This is a genomic window from Methylomonas albis (genome assembly GCF_014850955.1).
In the GTDB taxonomy this organism is placed as follows: domain Bacteria; phylum Pseudomonadota; class Gammaproteobacteria; order Methylococcales; family Methylomonadaceae; genus Methylomonas; species Methylomonas albis.
The window spans coordinates 732,394-748,728 of sequence record NZ_JACXSS010000001.1 but is presented as its reverse complement, the minus strand read 5'-3'; the positions used below and the strand labels follow the sequence as shown (position 1 = coordinate 748,728).

Annotated in this window: 12 protein-coding genes; 10 read left to right on the top strand and 2 right to left on the bottom strand. The window is 50.1% G+C overall.

Annotated elements, in window-relative coordinates; translation table 11 throughout:
- Nucleotides 1-140: 140 nt before the first annotated feature.
- The 5 genes from EBA_RS03590 (at nt 141) to EBA_RS03570 (ending at nt 6,968) form a co-directional block, all read left to right on the top strand.
- On the top strand, nt 141-4,274 hold the full coding sequence (locus tag EBA_RS03590) for an EAL domain-containing protein (protein WP_192373347.1): 4,134 nt from the start codon (nt 141-143) through the stop codon (nt 4,272-4,274).
- A 114-nt stretch (nt 4,275-4,388) separates the two neighbouring features.
- On the top strand, nt 4,389-5,447 hold the full coding sequence (locus EBA_RS03585) for a hypothetical protein (protein WP_192373345.1): 1,059 nt from the start codon (nt 4,389-4,391) through the stop codon (nt 5,445-5,447).
- A gap of 134 nt (nt 5,448-5,581) precedes the next feature.
- Nucleotides 5,582-6,205 (top strand): inorganic pyrophosphatase, encoded by a 624-nt coding sequence (locus tag EBA_RS03580; RefSeq protein ID WP_192373343.1) that lies wholly within the window; start codon nt 5,582-5,584, stop codon nt 6,203-6,205.
- A gap of 138 nt (nt 6,206-6,343) precedes the next feature.
- Nucleotides 6,344-6,598, top strand: a complete 255-nt coding sequence (locus EBA_RS03575; RefSeq protein ID WP_192373341.1) for a type II toxin-antitoxin system Phd/YefM family antitoxin — start codon at nt 6,344-6,346, stop codon at nt 6,596-6,598.
- Nucleotides 6,582-6,968, top strand: a complete 387-nt coding sequence (locus tag EBA_RS03570) for a type II toxin-antitoxin system VapC family toxin (RefSeq protein ID WP_192373339.1) — start codon at nt 6,582-6,584, stop codon at nt 6,966-6,968. The genes EBA_RS03575 and EBA_RS03570 overlap by 17 nt, the downstream gene beginning before the upstream one ends.
- Nucleotides 6,969-7,053: 85 nt before the next feature.
- Here the strand turns inward: EBA_RS03570 and EBA_RS03565 are convergent, their stop codons facing one another.
- Nucleotides 7,054-11,004 (bottom strand): NACHT domain-containing protein, encoded by a 3,951-nt coding sequence (locus tag EBA_RS03565; protein ID WP_192373337.1) that lies wholly within the window; start codon nt 11,002-11,004, stop codon nt 7,054-7,056.
- Between the two features lie 258 nt (nt 11,005-11,262).
- On the opposite strand from EBA_RS03565, the gene EBA_RS03560 reads away from it, so the two are divergent.
- From EBA_RS03560 to EBA_RS03550, 3 genes are all read left to right on the top strand, one after another.
- Entirely contained in the window at nt 11,263-11,493 is a 231-nt protein-coding gene (locus EBA_RS03560; RefSeq protein WP_192373335.1) for an antitoxin, read from the top strand.
- Nucleotides 11,493-11,909, top strand: a complete 417-nt coding sequence (gene vapC, locus EBA_RS03555; RefSeq protein WP_192373333.1) for a type II toxin-antitoxin system tRNA(fMet)-specific endonuclease VapC — start codon at nt 11,493-11,495, stop codon at nt 11,907-11,909. Before EBA_RS03560 ends, vapC begins: the two co-directional genes overlap by 1 nt.
- A gap of 115 nt (nt 11,910-12,024) precedes the next feature.
- Nucleotides 12,025-12,726, top strand: a complete 702-nt coding sequence (locus EBA_RS03550; protein ID WP_192373331.1) for a hypothetical protein — start codon at nt 12,025-12,027, stop codon at nt 12,724-12,726.
- 188 nt (nt 12,727-12,914) lie between these two features.
- Here the strand turns inward: EBA_RS03550 and EBA_RS03545 are convergent, their stop codons facing one another.
- Nucleotides 12,915-14,699, bottom strand: a complete 1,785-nt coding sequence (locus tag EBA_RS03545) for a choice-of-anchor Q domain-containing protein (protein WP_192373329.1) — start codon at nt 14,697-14,699, stop codon at nt 12,915-12,917.
- A 337-nt stretch (nt 14,700-15,036) separates the two neighbouring features.
- Between EBA_RS03545 and EBA_RS03540 the strand changes: the two genes are divergently transcribed.
- Together EBA_RS03540 and EBA_RS03535 are read left to right on the top strand one after the other, a co-directional pair.
- Complete coding sequence (locus tag EBA_RS03540; protein ID WP_192373327.1) at nt 15,037-15,738, top strand: HupE/UreJ family protein; 702 nt, start codon at nt 15,037-15,039, stop codon at nt 15,736-15,738.
- Entirely contained in the window at nt 15,731-16,318 is a 588-nt protein-coding gene (locus EBA_RS03535) for a hypothetical protein (RefSeq protein WP_225615883.1), read from the top strand. Before EBA_RS03540 ends, EBA_RS03535 begins: the two co-directional genes overlap by 8 nt.
- Nucleotides 16,319-16,335: the final 17 nt, after the last annotated feature.

Genomic DNA, 16,335 nt, shown 5'->3' with positions numbered 1-16,335 from the left:
CCCCAGCACCGTTAACTTTAATCCGTTAGAAACGCGCCGAAACACCCACACTTAGCTCGTGACAAAACCTTGCTTTTCGTGAGATAAACAGAACCTTTTGCCTGTCTATTCGTAAGCTTTTAATAAATCAAGGTACTCTCTTGCGCCGTTTTTTCACCTTTTCCCATGCAGAACTAGCCCATCTTACCGGCCTGGCTGCCACCTACGCACTCGCCGCAAAGCTAGTGCTGATGTTTTTCGCCGCCAATCACGTCGTTTCCGTCATCTGGCCGGCTAGCGGCATCGCATTGGCAGCCTTGTTGCTCGGTGGTAAAAAATTATGGCCCGGCGTGTTCCTCGGCGCATTGCTTGGCAATCTGTGGGTCGGCAATCCGCTGGAGCAGGCCCTGCCTATCGCTTGCGGTAATACTGTTGAAGCACTTGGCGGCTGCTATTTCCTGGGCGAGATTCGCAAACTGCAACAACCGCAGGACTACTTGCGCATATTGTTTGCCGGCGCCTTAGCTTCGGTGATCGCGGCAATAGCTGGCTCCTTAACCCTGTTGCATTTCGACGCTATAACGGCTCAGCAATGGTTGCCCAGTCTAACGCATTGGTGGATGGGCGACGTATTGGGTATCGCGATTATCACACCGCTAATTTTGGTCTGGCGGCAACCGCCAAGCTTTGACTGGAGCCCACCTCAAGTGTGGCGAGCAGTGCTGTATGTAACAACAGCGTTTCTCGTTGGGCACATGATTTTCTTGGAGTGGCCTCTAGGCCTTGGCCACTACGGCAAAGCTTTTTATATCTTCGCTTTTCTGGTTTACGGCGCGTTGTATTTTGGCTTACATGGCACTTTGCTACTAATCAGCATGGTGATGCTACAAAGTATGTTCGGCGCCATTTTTCAGGTAGGTTTTTTTGCAGCCGACAGCAGTGAAACCGGCTTATTGCTGCAATGGTGGTTTTTGCTGGTACTCTCCAGTGTCGGCATTTCTCTGGCGCTGGCCATTGAGCGATACCAGCAGTCCGAACAGACCACCAAAGCTCTCGGCGATTTCAATCAACATATTTTGCAATCCATCCAGGAAGGCGTAATTGTTTACGATGTGCATGGCCGTATCAAATTATGGAACAGCTTTCTGGAAGTCCTTAGCGGCCGAACTCAAGCAGAGTGCCTAGGTAAAACGCCGCTTGAACTGTTCCCTTGGCTGGCACAAACAGAAATTCCGAACGGCATTCAAAACGCCCTCAATGGCAGAACAATTTACCATCCGCCTTTTGCTGCCAGTGATGGCCGTTGGATTAGCTCCATGCAAATGCCTTTGCGTGACGATAACCAGCGAATTGTCGGCGTCATCGAGTTAATTAAGGACGAATCATCAAAGATCGAGTTCGGCAAATCGCTATCGGTTAGTGAATTGCGTTTTCAGAGCATTCTCGACAATACTCCCACGGTCATTTACAGCAAAGACCTGAAAGGCAATTACCTACTGATCAACCGTCAATTCGAAAAATTGTTCGCAATGAACAACAAAGACATCAAAGGCAAGCGGGATATGGATTTATTTCCCCTTGAGCAAGCCGAACCGTTGCGGGAACACGACTTACAAGTATCAAATAGCGGCCAGGCGCAGATATTCGAAGAAAAACTCCCCCATCAAGACGGCAACACTCACACTTATTTGTCGCATAAATTTCCGTTACGCAATGCACAAGGCGAAATTTACGCGGTGTGCGGTATTTCAACCGACATCAGCGAACGCAAGGAATCGGAAAAACTCTTGCAAGAAAGCGAGTTGCGTTGGAAATTTGCGCTGGAAAGCGGTGGCGACGGCGTCTGGGATTGGGATTTGACTACCGGCAAAGTATTTCTGTCGCCGCGCTGCATGGAAATTCTGAACTTTAGTGAACAGGATAGAGACAACGATTACCGCAATTGGGAAGCGACGATACATCCGGAAGACAGTGCCAGGATGATGGCCGACTTACAAACACATCTGGAAAATCGTAGCGCGCGCTTTAGCAACGAACACCGGGTCAAACATGGCGATGACCAATGGCGTTGGATTCTGACCCGCGGCCTGGTGATCAGCCGCGACAGCAAAGGCAAAGCCCTGCGCATGATCGGCACCCAAACCGACATTACCGAACGCAAGCAACTGCAATGGCTGCAATTATCCAAGATTGTCGACGGCTCGCCGGAAGCGACGCTGTTGGTCGGAGAGAACGGCACCATAAAGCTAGCCAACCCTCCCGCCGCGAAAGTGTTTATCTACAGCCTGGAAGAGTTGATCGGCCAGACTGTCGATGCACTGGTGCCTGAACGTGCCCGAGCTAAACACCCGAAGCAGCGCGCGCAATTTTTACAGGAAAACAAAGCCAGACCAATGAGCGCCAGCCGCTCGCTAACCGCAATGCGCGGTGACGGCACGGAATTTCCGGTGGAAATCAGTTTGACACCTATCGATATCGACAACCGGCGTTACATACTGGTGTCTGTTCTGGACATTAGTGAGCGTAAACGACTTGAACACGAAATGCAGTTGATGGCCATGATTTATCAGGCCATCGGCGAAGCGGTGATGGTGGCCGATGCCGACAATCGTATCATCGCGATCAACGACGCGTTTACTCGCCTGACCGGCTACACAGCGGAAGACGCGATAGGACATTCCACCGACATCCTGAAATCGGGCCGACACAATCCGGATTTTTACCAAACCATGTGGCACTCGCTGTTACAAACCGGTCATTGGCAAGGCGAAATCTGGAATAAGCGCAAAAACGGCGACATCTACCACGAGTGGTTGGTCATCAACACCATTTACAGCGAACATGGCGAAGTGGAGCGCCGGGTGGCAATGTTTTCGGAAATTACCGAGCAAAAACATGTCGAGCAAACCATCTGGCGCCAAGCCAATTTCGACCCGCTTACCAATCTGGCCAACCGCCGGATGTTTCAGGATCGCTTGAATCAGGAAATTAAAAAAGCCCACCGCGACAAAAACAGCTTAGCGGTGATGTTGCTCGACCTGGATCGCTTCAAAGAGATCAACGATACCCTGGGTCACGGCATGGGCGACATTTTGCTGCAAGAAACCGCGCAGCGCATATTGGCTTGCGTACGCAATGTCGATACGGTGGCCCGCCTAGGTGGCGACGAGTTCACTATCATTCTGGGCGAATTAGACTCGGAAACCAATATAGACCGAGTCGCACAGGGCATTCTGCACCAGCTTACCGAACCTTTCAGTCTAGGCGAAGAACTGGCTTATATCTCGGTCAGCATCGGCATTACTTTCTATCCGCAAGACGCGCTGGAAGCGGAACAACTGATCAAAAACGCCGATCAGGCGATGTATTCCGCCAAACAACAAGGTCGTAACCGTTACAATTTCTTTACCAGCGAAATGGAGCAAACCGCGCAAAACCGGATGCGCCTGACCAGCGATCTGCGCCAAGCGCTGACCAATCAGGAATTTTGCCTGTTCTATCAACCAATAGTCGAACTGAACAGCGGCAAAATGCATAAATGCGAAGCGCTGATCCGCTGGCAACATCCCACACGCGGCATGATCAGCCCGGCGGAATTTATCCCCTTGGCGGAAGAAACCGGACTGATAGTCGATATCGGCGATTGGGTATTTCGAGAGGCCGTAAAACAGGTCGCCGAATGGCGCGCCCAATATCGCCCGAACTTCCAAATAGGTATTAACAAGTCGCCGGTCCAATTTACTCGCAGCAATCTAGGCGACAATAAATGGATAGACTATTTACAGGCGCTGGGATTATCCGGCCAATGCGTGGTCATAGAAATTACCGAGAGCCTGCTGCTGGATGCCGACAACATCGTCCGCGACCACTTGTATGCCTACCGCGATGCCGGCATCCAGGTCGCTATCGACGATTTCGGCACCGGTTATTCTTCCTTGTCTTACCTCAAAAAATTCGACATCGATTATCTGAAAATCGATCAGAGTTTTGTGTGCAATCTGGAAGCAGACTCCAGCGACCTAGCGCTGTGCGAAGCAATCATCGTGATGGCACATAAGCTCGGCTTAAAGGTGATAGCCGAAGGCATCGAAACCCAGCAACAGCGGGAATTGCTAAGCGCTGCCGGCTGCGACTCCGGGCAGGGGTATCTGTTTTCCAAACCACTCGCCGCAGCCGAATTTGCACTGCTATTCGACGCCGAAGATCGACAGCCCACACCGCACGCCAAAACACTAAGCAAACCGGGTGGCCGCGGCGATTCCAGCATATCCAAGCTGTTCGGCTCCGACAGTTAAGCGGTTTGAACAAACGCGTATTAGGGGAATACTGTTTTGAATATAGAACGCATTCGGCATCAGCCGACCAAAATCGCTACTATGAATCTGAATGCCAAACCTTAAGGAGTATTTATGCGTTTCGGGAAATCCGCTTTGCAAGTCATTTTACTGACCAGCGCCACGCTATTCTGCCCACTAGTCTCCGCCGACGATGCGCCTAGTCCGCAACAAGCGTTGCAAAATTTCGGTATAGGTGCCGCACAAATTCCGCAACTGGAACGCGGCGAAATCGTCGGTTACGACGTCAGCGAAACCAGCCAAAAAGAACTGGCTATCGGCGTGGCAATGATCATGCCGGTGGGCTTACCGCAGCTCGCCGATTACATCAAAAAAGGCAAACTCAATGCCGGCGAAAGCGACATCCTCGCCACCGGTATGCTGGACGGCAACGCCAGCATCGACAGCTTTAAAAAACTCGCCTTTACCGAAAAACAACTGGACGAGGCCAAGGCCTTTCTGGAAGCGGAGCCGGGCGACGAATTCAACTTATCCAAAGCCGAATTCGACAGCTTGAAAAGTCTGCAGGCCGGCCTAAACGATGCCGACAACAAAACCCTGCTAAAAACCGCCAACCAAAAATACCGCGAGTTTTTACTGCAACGCCTGCAAGCCTATAAAAAAAGCGGCCTGGCCGGGATTGCCCCCTACAGCCGCGATGGCGGCACAGCCGATCCGGCTGCGGAACTGCGCAACGACGCCGTCAACAGCAAAGCCTGGGCGCGTTACTTTCCAGAACTGCAACAAGCCTGGTTAAACTATCCTGCCGCATTGCCGGCCAATGCCAGCGAACAGTTTTTATGGTTGAATCGGCGCGTGGAAGACCGCCCCACCGCCGTGCTGAATCATCGTGTCATCGCCATCAGCGAGGGCGGTGGGATTGTGGTTTCCCGGCAGTTTTACGTTGGCCACTCCTACAATTCCAGCCACGTAGTAGCCGGTGGCTTACCCTATAAAGACGGCACGCTGGTGTTTTATTCCATCCGCAGCTCCACCGATCAAGTCGCGGGCATGGGCAGTAGCCTGAAGCACTCGATAGGCCGTGAACAGATGAAAAAAGAAATGATCAAGCGCCTGCAACGGCTGAATAAAGACATGAAGCTCAAACCCGCAACAGTCGCGGCCGAAGAGTAACGGCGGCGAACATTGCCGATGATTTTGAACACAAGGCCAATCAAGCGCTAGTATTACACTTGATTGGCTTGCGCATTGCCCCCAACCTGGTAAATATCCCTATAACCTTATTCCCCAAAGCCCCTAAATCTTAGATGAATATAAAACACAAAGCCCACCCCTGGCACGGTATCTCGCCCGGCGACAACACCCCGGACATCGTCACGGCCTTTATCGAAATCGTCCCATCCGATACCGTTAAATACGAAATCGACAAAGACAGCGGCTATCTGAAAATCGACCGTCCGCAAAAATTCTCCAACATGATTCCCACTCTGTACGGCTTCATCCCGCGCAGTTATTGCGCGGAAAAAATCGCCGAATACGCGGCCGCCCGGTCCGGCAAACCGGTCAGCAAGGGCGACGGCGACCCTTTGGATATTTGCGTATTGAGCGAACGTAGCGTGACTCACGGCGACATCCTGTTGCAAGCCATTCCCATCGGCGGATTCCGTTTATTAGACGGCGGCGAGGCTGACGACAAGATCATCGCCGTAATGAAAGGCGACGAATTCTACCGGCAATGGCGCGACGTCTCCGACTGCCCGGAATCGTATATCAACCGTTTGAAGCACTACTTCCTGACCTACAAACACTTACCCAGTGAAACAAGCATCTGCGAAATCACCCACGTCTACGGCCGCGAAGAGGCCCATGAAGTAATCAAACGGGCAATGGCGGATTATCAATATCATTTTGGCTGCCAGGACGACGAGTAGCGTTGTTTGGGAATGGATGCGCTGAGCCGTTTGCAGCGCGTCCAGGCTGACAAATAGATTTTTCAAGCGCCTCTAACGACAAGCAGCACAGACTCATGATAGACTAAACTAAGTTAACTTGGTTTACTGGAGCTCATCGTGCAAACCGTCAACATCCACGAAGCAAAAACTCACTTATCTCGATTGGTTGAACAAGCTGCGAAAGGCGAACCGTTCGTGATTGCCAAGGCGGGTAAACAGCTCGTCAAGGTTTCCGCGCTGGACAGCCCAACGCGCGATCAAGTCCGACGTTTGGGGTTCCTGAGCGGATATATCAAAGTGCCTGACGATTTCGACAGGATGGGCGGCGAAGATATTGCGCAGTTATTCGCATACGATGAAACTGCTGCTTGATACCCATCTGCTGCTTTGGGCGGCTGGCTCGCCAGATTTGCTACCTGAACAAGCTCGCCGGATGTTGGAAGATATGCAAAACCAGCTATTTTTCAGCGCCGCCAGCCTCTGGGAAATCGCCATCAAACGCGGCCTCGGCCGTGACGATTTTCAAGTAGACGCAAGAGTGCTGCGGCGCGGTTTGCTGGACAACGGCTATACCGAAATCCCCATCGGCAGCGATCACGCGGTTTTCATCGAAAGTCTACCGCCCATCCACAAAGACCCGTTCGACCGCATCTTGGTTGCGCAAGCCAACGTAGAAGGTATAAGGCTTTTAACTGCCGATGCACTGGTTGCAAAATATCCGGGGCCGGTCAGGTTAGTTTGATACTCAAAAACTTTATTTTTTTGGGCCGGAATAAACGGAAGCATTTCTGGACTACCTGCTAATCTCAACGCAATTTTGAATCCGCCTAGAGATAAATAAATTTAACATCTGGCCTTGCCTGTTTGAATATTTCCAGATCCTTTTCCAAAATACCCGTTTTACCCAATTGAATTCGTTTTAATGATTTTATTCCGATTAAAGGACTTAGGTCATAAACATTTAAATTATGTAGGAATATATTCTCTAGTGATTTCAGAGCAGATATTGGTGACAAGTCATTTACTCTGGTGTAGTTTAGCAATAAGCTATTCAAAGAATTCAACTGTGCCAATGGCGCTAGATCAATGATATTTGTGTTGGATAAATTTAAATATTGAAGGGCATTTAGCTGTTTTAATTCATTGAAGTCATTAATTTCTGTAGCCTCTAAATTTAGCCTTTGAAGTGAAATCAAGCTATGCAATGGTACAAGACTGGTAATCTTGGTACCTCTCAAATTCAACGACTCAAGCGAACACAAATTAACCAATGCATTGAAGTCTCCAGCCTGTATCTTTTGCAAGCTAAGTTGACGGAGAGAAACTAACTTGCACAATGGCTCTATATTTTCTATAGGACAACTATCCAAGTCCAATCGCTCAAGACTGACTAATTCAGCAATATCGCTAATATCCTGTATTTCCGTATAGTCGCAAATTAGTGTTTTTAATTCTTTTAGACCAGCTAAAGGCTTGACATTACTAACTGGAGAAAAGGTAAATCTAAGATACTGTAATGATTTCAAATACCCCAGCGGCCCAATATCTCTTACGGGAACGTGAAAAATAGAGAGATGTTGGAGAGAGGTCAGTTTAACCAGTGGATTTAAAGATGTAACGTAAGTATCGTGGAGAAAGAGCTGCTTCAAATGTGTTAAATCTTCTAATAGGCTAATATCGGTGATACGGCCGGATGACAACCAAAGCGATTCTGTTTTGAGGAAAGGCCACGGTAATCGCTCACCAGGAAACAATTCGTTACAGACCAGGATCCATTCACAAATAAGCTGAGATGAGTTTGAGATTACAGAATTTATTGACTTCAACGCTGTTTTTGCTTTTGAGCCACCAACCAAGCGTAACAACCTTAAGCAGCGAGTCGCCATGTGACCATTCTGCCCATTCCACCAAGAGCTACTTTCCAAGGTGTCAACGCCGTAGTTTAGGATTTTCGGCCCAAGCAATGCCAACGCTTCAACTTCGTTCATGGATGTTGGCGGTAGCAAACTATCTAAAAAACCATCAATTTTGTTGGTTAAATCGGATGCCAGTTGCTTAGCGGCCGCCCTGCACCGGACCAAAAAGAATTGTCGAGATTTTGTCAAGACCAGCGCTTTCTTTTGTTGTTTGTTCAGAGCACCTTTTTTTGTTGGTACCTTGCTTGAAGTGATTTTATCCAATAAGCTTTTGACTAACGACGAACTAAAACTTTCTTGGGCCAAGGCCAATGCAAATAGAATCACCGGTTGCCAAGAGGGGTCATCTGCGTGTTTAGTCAAAATTTGCCAATTATTAGCTTCGACCACTCGTGTCGCCGCTAAATACTCTTTCAATGTATTATGAAGAAAGTCTATTCGGTCATCACTAGCCGGACGTAACATCCCACTTCGCTCTACTAGAGCTTGAACAACTTCACTTGCTTCAGCTTCTGTTCTGCCCGGAATAAAAGGAAGTGCTTCCGCAACTAACAATTCTGCGTCTCTAAGTTCGATGGAGGACTTGCCGTTGCTCACCATCCACCAAGCAATAATCTCCAGGAGGATTTTTTTCTGTGGATATTGCAAGGCTCGCCAACTGGCTGAAAAATGCTTGTCATCTAATCCCGGCGTTTCACGCTCTCGACGGTGTAAAAGCATATGACAAAGCGCCTCCGATAACTCCGCAGGGGTTTCCGGCAACTTTTCCTGCCGCTCCCGATAGAGGGCACAAATCATGGCGCAAAGTAGTGGATTGGAGGCTAGAAGGCCAAGTTCAGGTTGTTCGTTCAGTTCCCTTTTTAGTTGTCTTGCTGTCCGGTTAAGGTCTTCTCCAGGACGCGGATACAGTTTTAATTCAAGTGCTGCTGAGCGATACCATTTCTCGATAAACTCATCCCTGTCGGTTCGGCTCATAGGTTCGACTCGAGCCTCTATAAAATCCAAGCCCGCCAACCATCCAGGTTCTACTGCTCCTGGTCGGGTGCTAACCACGTAGGTACAGCGTGGATAAGTACGGATCAACTCTTCAATTTCTTGCGCCAACAAAGGCCGTTGGTCTAAATGAATTTCATCCACCCCGTCGAATAAAATTAAAGCCTGACCGGCATACAGTACAGACGTCATCCAATTTGAAGGTGCGTTTGGCAGATGCTTGGCAAGCATGCTGGGTAATTGGTTGGCCGGTGGCAATCGTCCTTGGGGGCAATCACGCAAGCGGATCAAAAATGGAATCTTGAGCCTCCACGTTTCTGATTCACGCTTTACGTAACTTGTCAGTCCCCAAGAATTTAGATCCATTTTTATCGGATTCTTGGGCGTATCAAAATCAGGAAGTTCTCCCGGATCAGCAGAGAGAACTTGTCGTGCCGCATGGATGGCGCACCATCTCAGCAGGGTACTCTTACCAGCACCAGCTGGACCGTTGATCAGCAAGCGCCCTGAGTTTGCCGATACTCTATCGAGCACGTATTCAATCGCAGTACTCGTATCACTGATATCCAATTGTAATTTTTCATTACCACTGTCTTCTGATTCGGTGAGCTTTTTTATAGCCTCTTGATTTCGAGCCAGTACGCTTGCAGATTCGTCATCATCTCTAGCAAGGTTTAACGAAACATAAGCAACGGAAAGCTGATGTTTCTGGAGCTTTTTCGGGATATCGCAGCCGAACAACTCTAATGTGTCGTACTGGTTTACAACGAACTCGCAGTAACGTTGGGTAAAGTGAGTATTTACCGACTCTTCTTCGGTGAAACGTAATTCTCTATCTACAGGTTGTGGTGGATCGACTGCATCCTTATCTAATTTTTTCAGCCACAAAAGCTCTGATATCGGCCAGAATCCATCTTTAGTCTTTCGTGCAATATTACGCGATACCCAACCCCGGCCCATTGAGTCCCATTGGCGTAACCATACCCCACCTGAATGGTGATCGAAGTCGACTTGTCCAAAACTATAACCATTGGGTTTCCGTGACGACTCATAACAAGCTCCAGCTGAAAGAATCAGCCGACCATCATCGTTAAACTCTAACCATTCTTGATGTTCGTGTCCGTGCAGTATAATCTCAAATTCTTGTTTCAAGCGCCGCATAGTTGACGGATCTTCAGATGCAGTAAACCAGTTGCCAGGATGGTGGATTAGTGCGAATGAAAAATCCACCGGCCCCATTCGCTGCCTCAACTGATTAATCTGCCAATCGCCGCCTAGCCAGATTTTGGCCTTGTCATTGTCATCAGCACAGGACCAGGCGGAGTTTAATCCAGCGATACCAACGCGAGTATTGTGTATCTCCAAAGCATCAGTCCAAATCAGGTGAGGATCGCCTGGTAAAAGATGTAAAAGGTTATAACTGGTAAGAAAGTTCCGATAATTCAACAGCCTTTCCATAAACCTTTGCCATTGCTTATTTTCATCCCTCATCATCGTAATTACATCGTCGAGTTTGAGATTTGGTTGGCGTATCCATGCTGTTTGATCTGGAGTAATTTCGTTTCGATCTACATCATGATTGCCAGGTACCAAATAAAGACTGCGAATTGGAATTTCTGGAATAAAAGCCTTGCGAATAGCGTCCAGAAAATCACGGACTAGCTGATATTGGTCGTCCATGCTTTCGCCCGAAACTGCCCCGAAAACCAAATCGCCAGTGAAAAATATAAGGTCTGGACACAAACCATGTTCTATCTGCATTTGCTTCAAATCACAGACAAGTGCGTCGGTAATTTGTCGTGAATCCCAGCCATCACGTTGGCGGGCATGGAAATCGGAAAGGTGCAACCAAGTCAGTTTGCGAGACATTTTGATCCGTCAAAGAAGTTAGCCGTGAGCTAAGTTTAGCAAACACAGTTGATTAACTAATGCGTATTACGCCGATGAGCTTTAGCCGCGCATAAAGGCCTTGGTTCATTCGGCGCATTACACCATCATTAATGCACCTAAGGCTCCCTTCATTCGAACTAGCTATCTGTTAGATCAGCCAAACTCATCCTGGTCATTTACACCAACCGGAAAACGTATATACTTCACGTAACTACATTTTACATATGGAGTGCCCCTATGACCTATGCCCGTATCTTCCAATCCGGCAATAGCCAGGCAGTGCGGCTACCCAAGGAGTTTCGCTTCAATACTGACCGAGTAGAAATTTTCCGCCGGGGCGATGAAATCGTATTGCGGGAAACGCCCGCCAACGCCGCCGCGATATTCGACGCCTTAGCCGCATTGCCCGACGACTTTATGAGCGATGGTCGCGAAGATACGCTGCCCCAGGATCGTGAGGCGCTTTGATGAGCGCCCGTTATCTGCTCGATACCAATATTTGCATTTATATCGCCAAGTACAATCCGCCAGAGGTGCGCGAGCGTTTTGCTCGTCACGCTGCGGATGAATTGGCGATGTCGGTGATTACCTTGGGCGAACTGCGATTCGGCGCGGAGAAAAGTCAGGCCAGGGAAAGGGCGTTAGCCGGCATTAACGAACTTACCGGTTTGATTCCGGTATATAGCTTGCCGGAAGCAGCTGGCGAGCATTACGGACAGATACGTTCGGCGCTGCAAAAGATCGGGCAGCCCATCGGCAATAACGATTTATGGTTGGCGGCTCACGCCAGAGCGGAAGGCTGGATTTTGGTCACCAACAACGAACGCGAATTTGTGCGAGTGCCGGGGTTGCAAGTAGACAACTGGGTAAACTCATCAGGCTGAACACCTAAGCAAGCGCCTCAGGCAGTGGCTTAGTCTGGGCTCCAAATATTATCCAGCGTCTATTGACTAATTTTCGTTCATCCTATTCAACTTATATGAGCTCAGGACAATCCGAATGAAACATTTATCAATAGCAATAATTTTGTTGGCCACCGTGGCCGGCTGCACAACAAGCTCTCCATATACCCAGCCATTAGCCGTAACCGACCCGGCTCCAACGCCAAAACCCATATCAACCACCTCCCTCTACCCGCCGGCCGCCGCCGAAAAAGCCGGTCCCGTGAATGTTTATCTGATTCCGTTGAATGATTTCTCGGAAGATGTTGCCGTGCAAATCGGCAGGGATTTGAGTAAGGAATTCGGGCTTCGGGTTAAGGGCACTGTGGCGATGGGCACGCAAGACCTGATGCCAATGCCTGGCAGCCAACAATTCGCGGCGGAAGACATCTTCGAACAAGCTAAAACCGTGATGCAGCGTTTGCCGGAAGCGGACAGCAACACCTATTATATTTTTCTGACCAACCGCGACATCAACAGCCGGGCCAGAAATTTTCGTTTCCAGTTTTCCTATCACGACAAAGTCTGTCGCTGTTCGGTGGTTTCCGCCGCGCGCATGCATCCGGAACCGGAAAATTCGCCCGGTGGCCGCCAACAGCTGGAATCGCGATTCGTAAAAATGACCAAACGCGCCATTGGTCAGATGGTTTTGGGTTGGGAGCGCTCCAGCGATATTAAGGATCTAATGTATTCGCCGATTATGAGCCTGGACGACATCGACCACTTGGGTAATCGACATCCGGCCATACCCAAAAAATAAGCCGGCAAAAGCAGCCGGCTTTGATGGTTTCCGCTGGATTTCACATTGTTTGAACCAGCCTGTGTTGCTGATTTATCCCCTCACCCCAACCCTATCCTTTATGCCCTGCGGGTGCGCGAGGAGAGTGGGCTTTTACGACAACCTCGAAAGATGAGAGCAATTTTTCAAGCTTTTAACTCCGGTATCGCCTAAGGAATACCAGTCTTAGCCTCGCAATTGGTCGCGGTATCGGTGCCGGCGCCACCGTCGCAGCTATCCGTATCCGCTTCGCCGTTGAGGGTGTCGTTGCCGGCTTCGCCTTTCAGCGAGTCTTGGCCTAAGCCGCCGCAGATGATGTCGTTATCGGCGCCAGCGCTGATGGTATCGTTACCGCTCAGACCGTGGATGATGTCACGGCGTTTGCTACCAACCAGCTTATCTGCACCGGGGGTGCCGACAATCGTAGGCACCAAACCGTTACACAACAGAGGCTGAACCGTAATGGTTTGCACGGTGCGGTTGTTGAGCGGCTGGCCGTCGGCTTGGTCGGCTAGCACATTCACCTGATTGCTCAACGTACCAACAGCGGTGGGAATGGCTTTGATGGTGACAATTGCGCTTGCTGCGTTGGCAAGGCTACCCAAATTACAAGTAATCACCCCACTGGCCGGCGCGCCGCAAGTACCTTGCGATGCCGTCGCGACGACTGATGACAAGCCGGAGACTGGCAAGGTATCCATCACCTTCACACCCGTGCCATTGGCCGTGCCATTGTTCTTGACGGTAATTGTCCAGATTAAATTATCGCGCACCATCGCGGCGGTAGTTGTCGCGGTGACCGCCAGATCTGCCGATGGCGCAGCAGCCAATTCAAAAGCACCAATATCGCATTGCGCGCCTTGCGGACGGGCTACGCCACGTTGATCGAAATTGCTCACCGGCGCATTCGCGCAAATAGCGTTATCAGCGGCATTAATGGCCGCGCTGCCGGGCATTAATGCCAAGGTTTGCGTAGGGCCGCCGTTGTTAGCCAGAGTGCTTGCGACGACCGTGCCGGCATCGATGCCGGTTATATTGCCGTTGGTACCGTTCACTGGAATAATCGGGCCCACACCGTTCCATTTGTAGTAAACCGTAGCTGGAAAACCAATCAAGTTATAACTGGCAGAGGCTGGCGAACCGCCGATGTCGGCCGCTCCCACAGCCGCCGTATTGCCGGCGACAATGCTGTTGTGCAGATTCAAGGTACCGACGTTTTCGATACCGCCACCTGAGTCTTCTATTGCGCAAATAAAGCCCGGCGAACAAATCGGCAGATGTACGCTGTTGCCGACAATGCTGCTGTTGATGATAGTCGCCGCGACGCCGGAGTTTCTAATCGCTCCGCCGACAACCGAACTGTTATCGAAGAAAGTACTGTTAGCCACGATAAGCGTGCCGCCCGGATTGGTTAGTGCGGTATTCGAATAGTTAGCGATGCCGCCGCCGGTGCGGGTGGCGGCATTACCGACGAAGGTGCTATTCAGCACAGTGAGACTGCCAAATTGGTTATACACGCCGCCGCCCTGTGGGTCGGCATAACCATTGGCCACAGTCAGGTTCTTTAAGGTCAGCGCGGCCCCTGGCGTCACCCACAAAACCCGCACGGCATAATTGCCGCTTACGGTCACGCTTCTGCCCAAGCCATCTATAACAAGGCCATCGGCATCGCTGATCGTCAAAGTGCTGCTCAACACGGCAACACCGTTGACGCCGAAGGTGATGATGTCCGCACCACTGCCGGCCGGGCAATCGCCGCCGCTGGTATCGCTATCGCTGTTAGCGTTGGCAACCGCCTCGCGCAGCGTGCAACTGCCATCCGCCACGGCCGACACATCCAGCAGATTGGAGACGTTGAGAGTGTTGGCCCAGGCAGGCGAACCTGCTAGCGCAGATAACACGACTAAGGCCTTGCAGTGGACGGACGAGCTGATTTTAATGCGGGAACGGTTCATATTAAATTTCCTTGGTGCTTGATTTGCCTTGAAACAAGGCTGCGAAGAATCGCTGACTCTGTGTAATTACGCGCTTAAGCGCGATACATTCAGATTATTTGGCCTGCTTATTTTGGGAGAGCCGACCCTTATGCACTGCCTTACGGGCAGGAAGAAGTTACGAGCAAATTCTGACGTTTGCGACGGGGCAATTACCTTGTTAATTACCCAAAATTAGCAAAGGTTCAAAGCGGATAAAAAAATTAAGCGAGGTAGGCTGTTGCCGATAGACTCGAGATTTAACCCACGCGACCGAGTCGGCTATACTCGCCGCCCAATTACCTTTGGATTTCTAAACATGACTCCCGCAATCCGGCGAAAAACTTGGCTGATAGGCTTACCGCTACTGCTATTACTGCTCAGCCCAACCGCCTTCGCTCACGGCGTCGATGCCAATACCGAGCGGTTTTTACTCGCAAATCAAGACGTCGCCATTGGCCCGTTTTTGTATATCGGCGCCAAACATATGGTCACCGGCTACGATCATTTGTTGTTTTTGGTGGGCGTTATTTTCTTTTTATTCCGCACTCGCGACGTGCTGCTGTATGTCAGCCTGTTTACCTTGGGGCATAGTTTGACCTTGCTGTTCGGCGTGCTCAGCCATATTACGGTCAATCCATTTCTAATCGATGCCATCATCGGCCTGTCGATAGTCTACAAAGGCTTTGACAACCTGGGCGGTTTTCAGCGCCTGCTGGGCTTTCAGCCCAACACGAAATGGGCGGTGATAATTTTTGGCTTGTTTCACGGCTTTGGTTTGGCGACCAAATTACAAGATTTTTCGCTGCCCGCAGCAGGACTTTGGAAAAACCTGCTGGCATTTAACGTGGGCGTTGAAATCGGCCAATTCCTGGCCCTGCTGTTTATCTTGATTGCGCTGGACTTTTGGCACCGTCACCGCAGTTACTATTCTTTTTCCACCGCGACCAACACCCTGTTAATGTCCGGCGGCTTAATCCTATTCGGCTACCAAATCACGGGATACCTCATCCATGGATAATTCGATGCAAGACACCAATCCGCCAATTCAATCACTTAAATCACTGACCATCGCCAGCCTGTCGGCAACGCTACTGGCCGGTGTGATTCTCGTCACTGCGGTATTACCCGCCGAATATGGCCTGGACCCAACCGGCTTTGGGCAAATGACCGGCTTAACCAGCTTGTCATCGGCAAGCAAAACCGTCGGTCCATCAGCAGCCAGCGCTTGCGCGGAGCCACAACAAGCAATAAGCGCGGCGCAACCCGCTGCGACTTCTACATGGCAGGATACGGTCAAAATCGTGGTGCCACCCGGCGAAGGCCTGGAATACAAATTCCATCTTGCTAAAGGTGCGGCCCTGGAATACGCATGGAGTACCAACGGCTCTGCGCTGTATTTTGACTTTCACGGCGAACCGCAAGGTGACAAAACCGGCTATTTCAAAAGTTACAAAGAAACCACCGACAGTCAATCCAGCGGCTCTTTAAGCGCGCCCTTCGAAGGCTCACACGGCTGGTATTGGGAAAACAAATCCACCGCCCCGGTGACCGTGGTGTTAAACACCAAAGGAACGTATCGAATTTTGGGGTTGATGTGATAAAGCAATCAAGCAGT

Bases quoted from the DNA above. Each gene is read 5' to 3' on its own strand.
- EBA_RS03585 (WP_192373345.1), top strand. From the start codon at position 4,389: ATGCGTTTCGGGAAATCCGCTTTGCAAGTCATTTTACTGACCAGCGCC.
- EBA_RS03580 (WP_192373343.1), top strand. From the start codon at position 5,582: ATGAATATAAAACACAAAGCCCACCCCTGGCACGGTATCTCGCCCGGC.
- EBA_RS03570 (WP_192373339.1), top strand. From the start codon at position 6,582: ATGAAACTGCTGCTTGATACCCATCTGCTGCTTTGGGCGGCTGGCTCG.
- EBA_RS03565 (WP_192373337.1), bottom strand. From the start codon at position 11,004: ATGTCTCGCAAACTGACTTGGTTGCACCTTTCCGATTTCCATGCCCGC.
- EBA_RS03560 (WP_192373335.1), top strand. From the start codon at position 11,263: ATGACCTATGCCCGTATCTTCCAATCCGGCAATAGCCAGGCAGTGCGG.
- vapC (WP_192373333.1), top strand. From the start codon at position 11,493: ATGAGCGCCCGTTATCTGCTCGATACCAATATTTGCATTTATATCGCC.
- EBA_RS03550 (WP_192373331.1), top strand. From the start codon at position 12,025: ATGAAACATTTATCAATAGCAATAATTTTGTTGGCCACCGTGGCCGGC.
- EBA_RS03545 (WP_192373329.1), bottom strand. From the start codon at position 14,699: ATGAACCGTTCCCGCATTAAAATCAGCTCGTCCGTCCACTGCAAGGCC.
- EBA_RS03540 (WP_192373327.1), top strand. From the start codon at position 15,037: ATGACTCCCGCAATCCGGCGAAAAACTTGGCTGATAGGCTTACCGCTA.
- EBA_RS03535 (WP_225615883.1), top strand. From the start codon at position 15,731: ATGGATAATTCGATGCAAGACACCAATCCGCCAATTCAATCACTTAAA.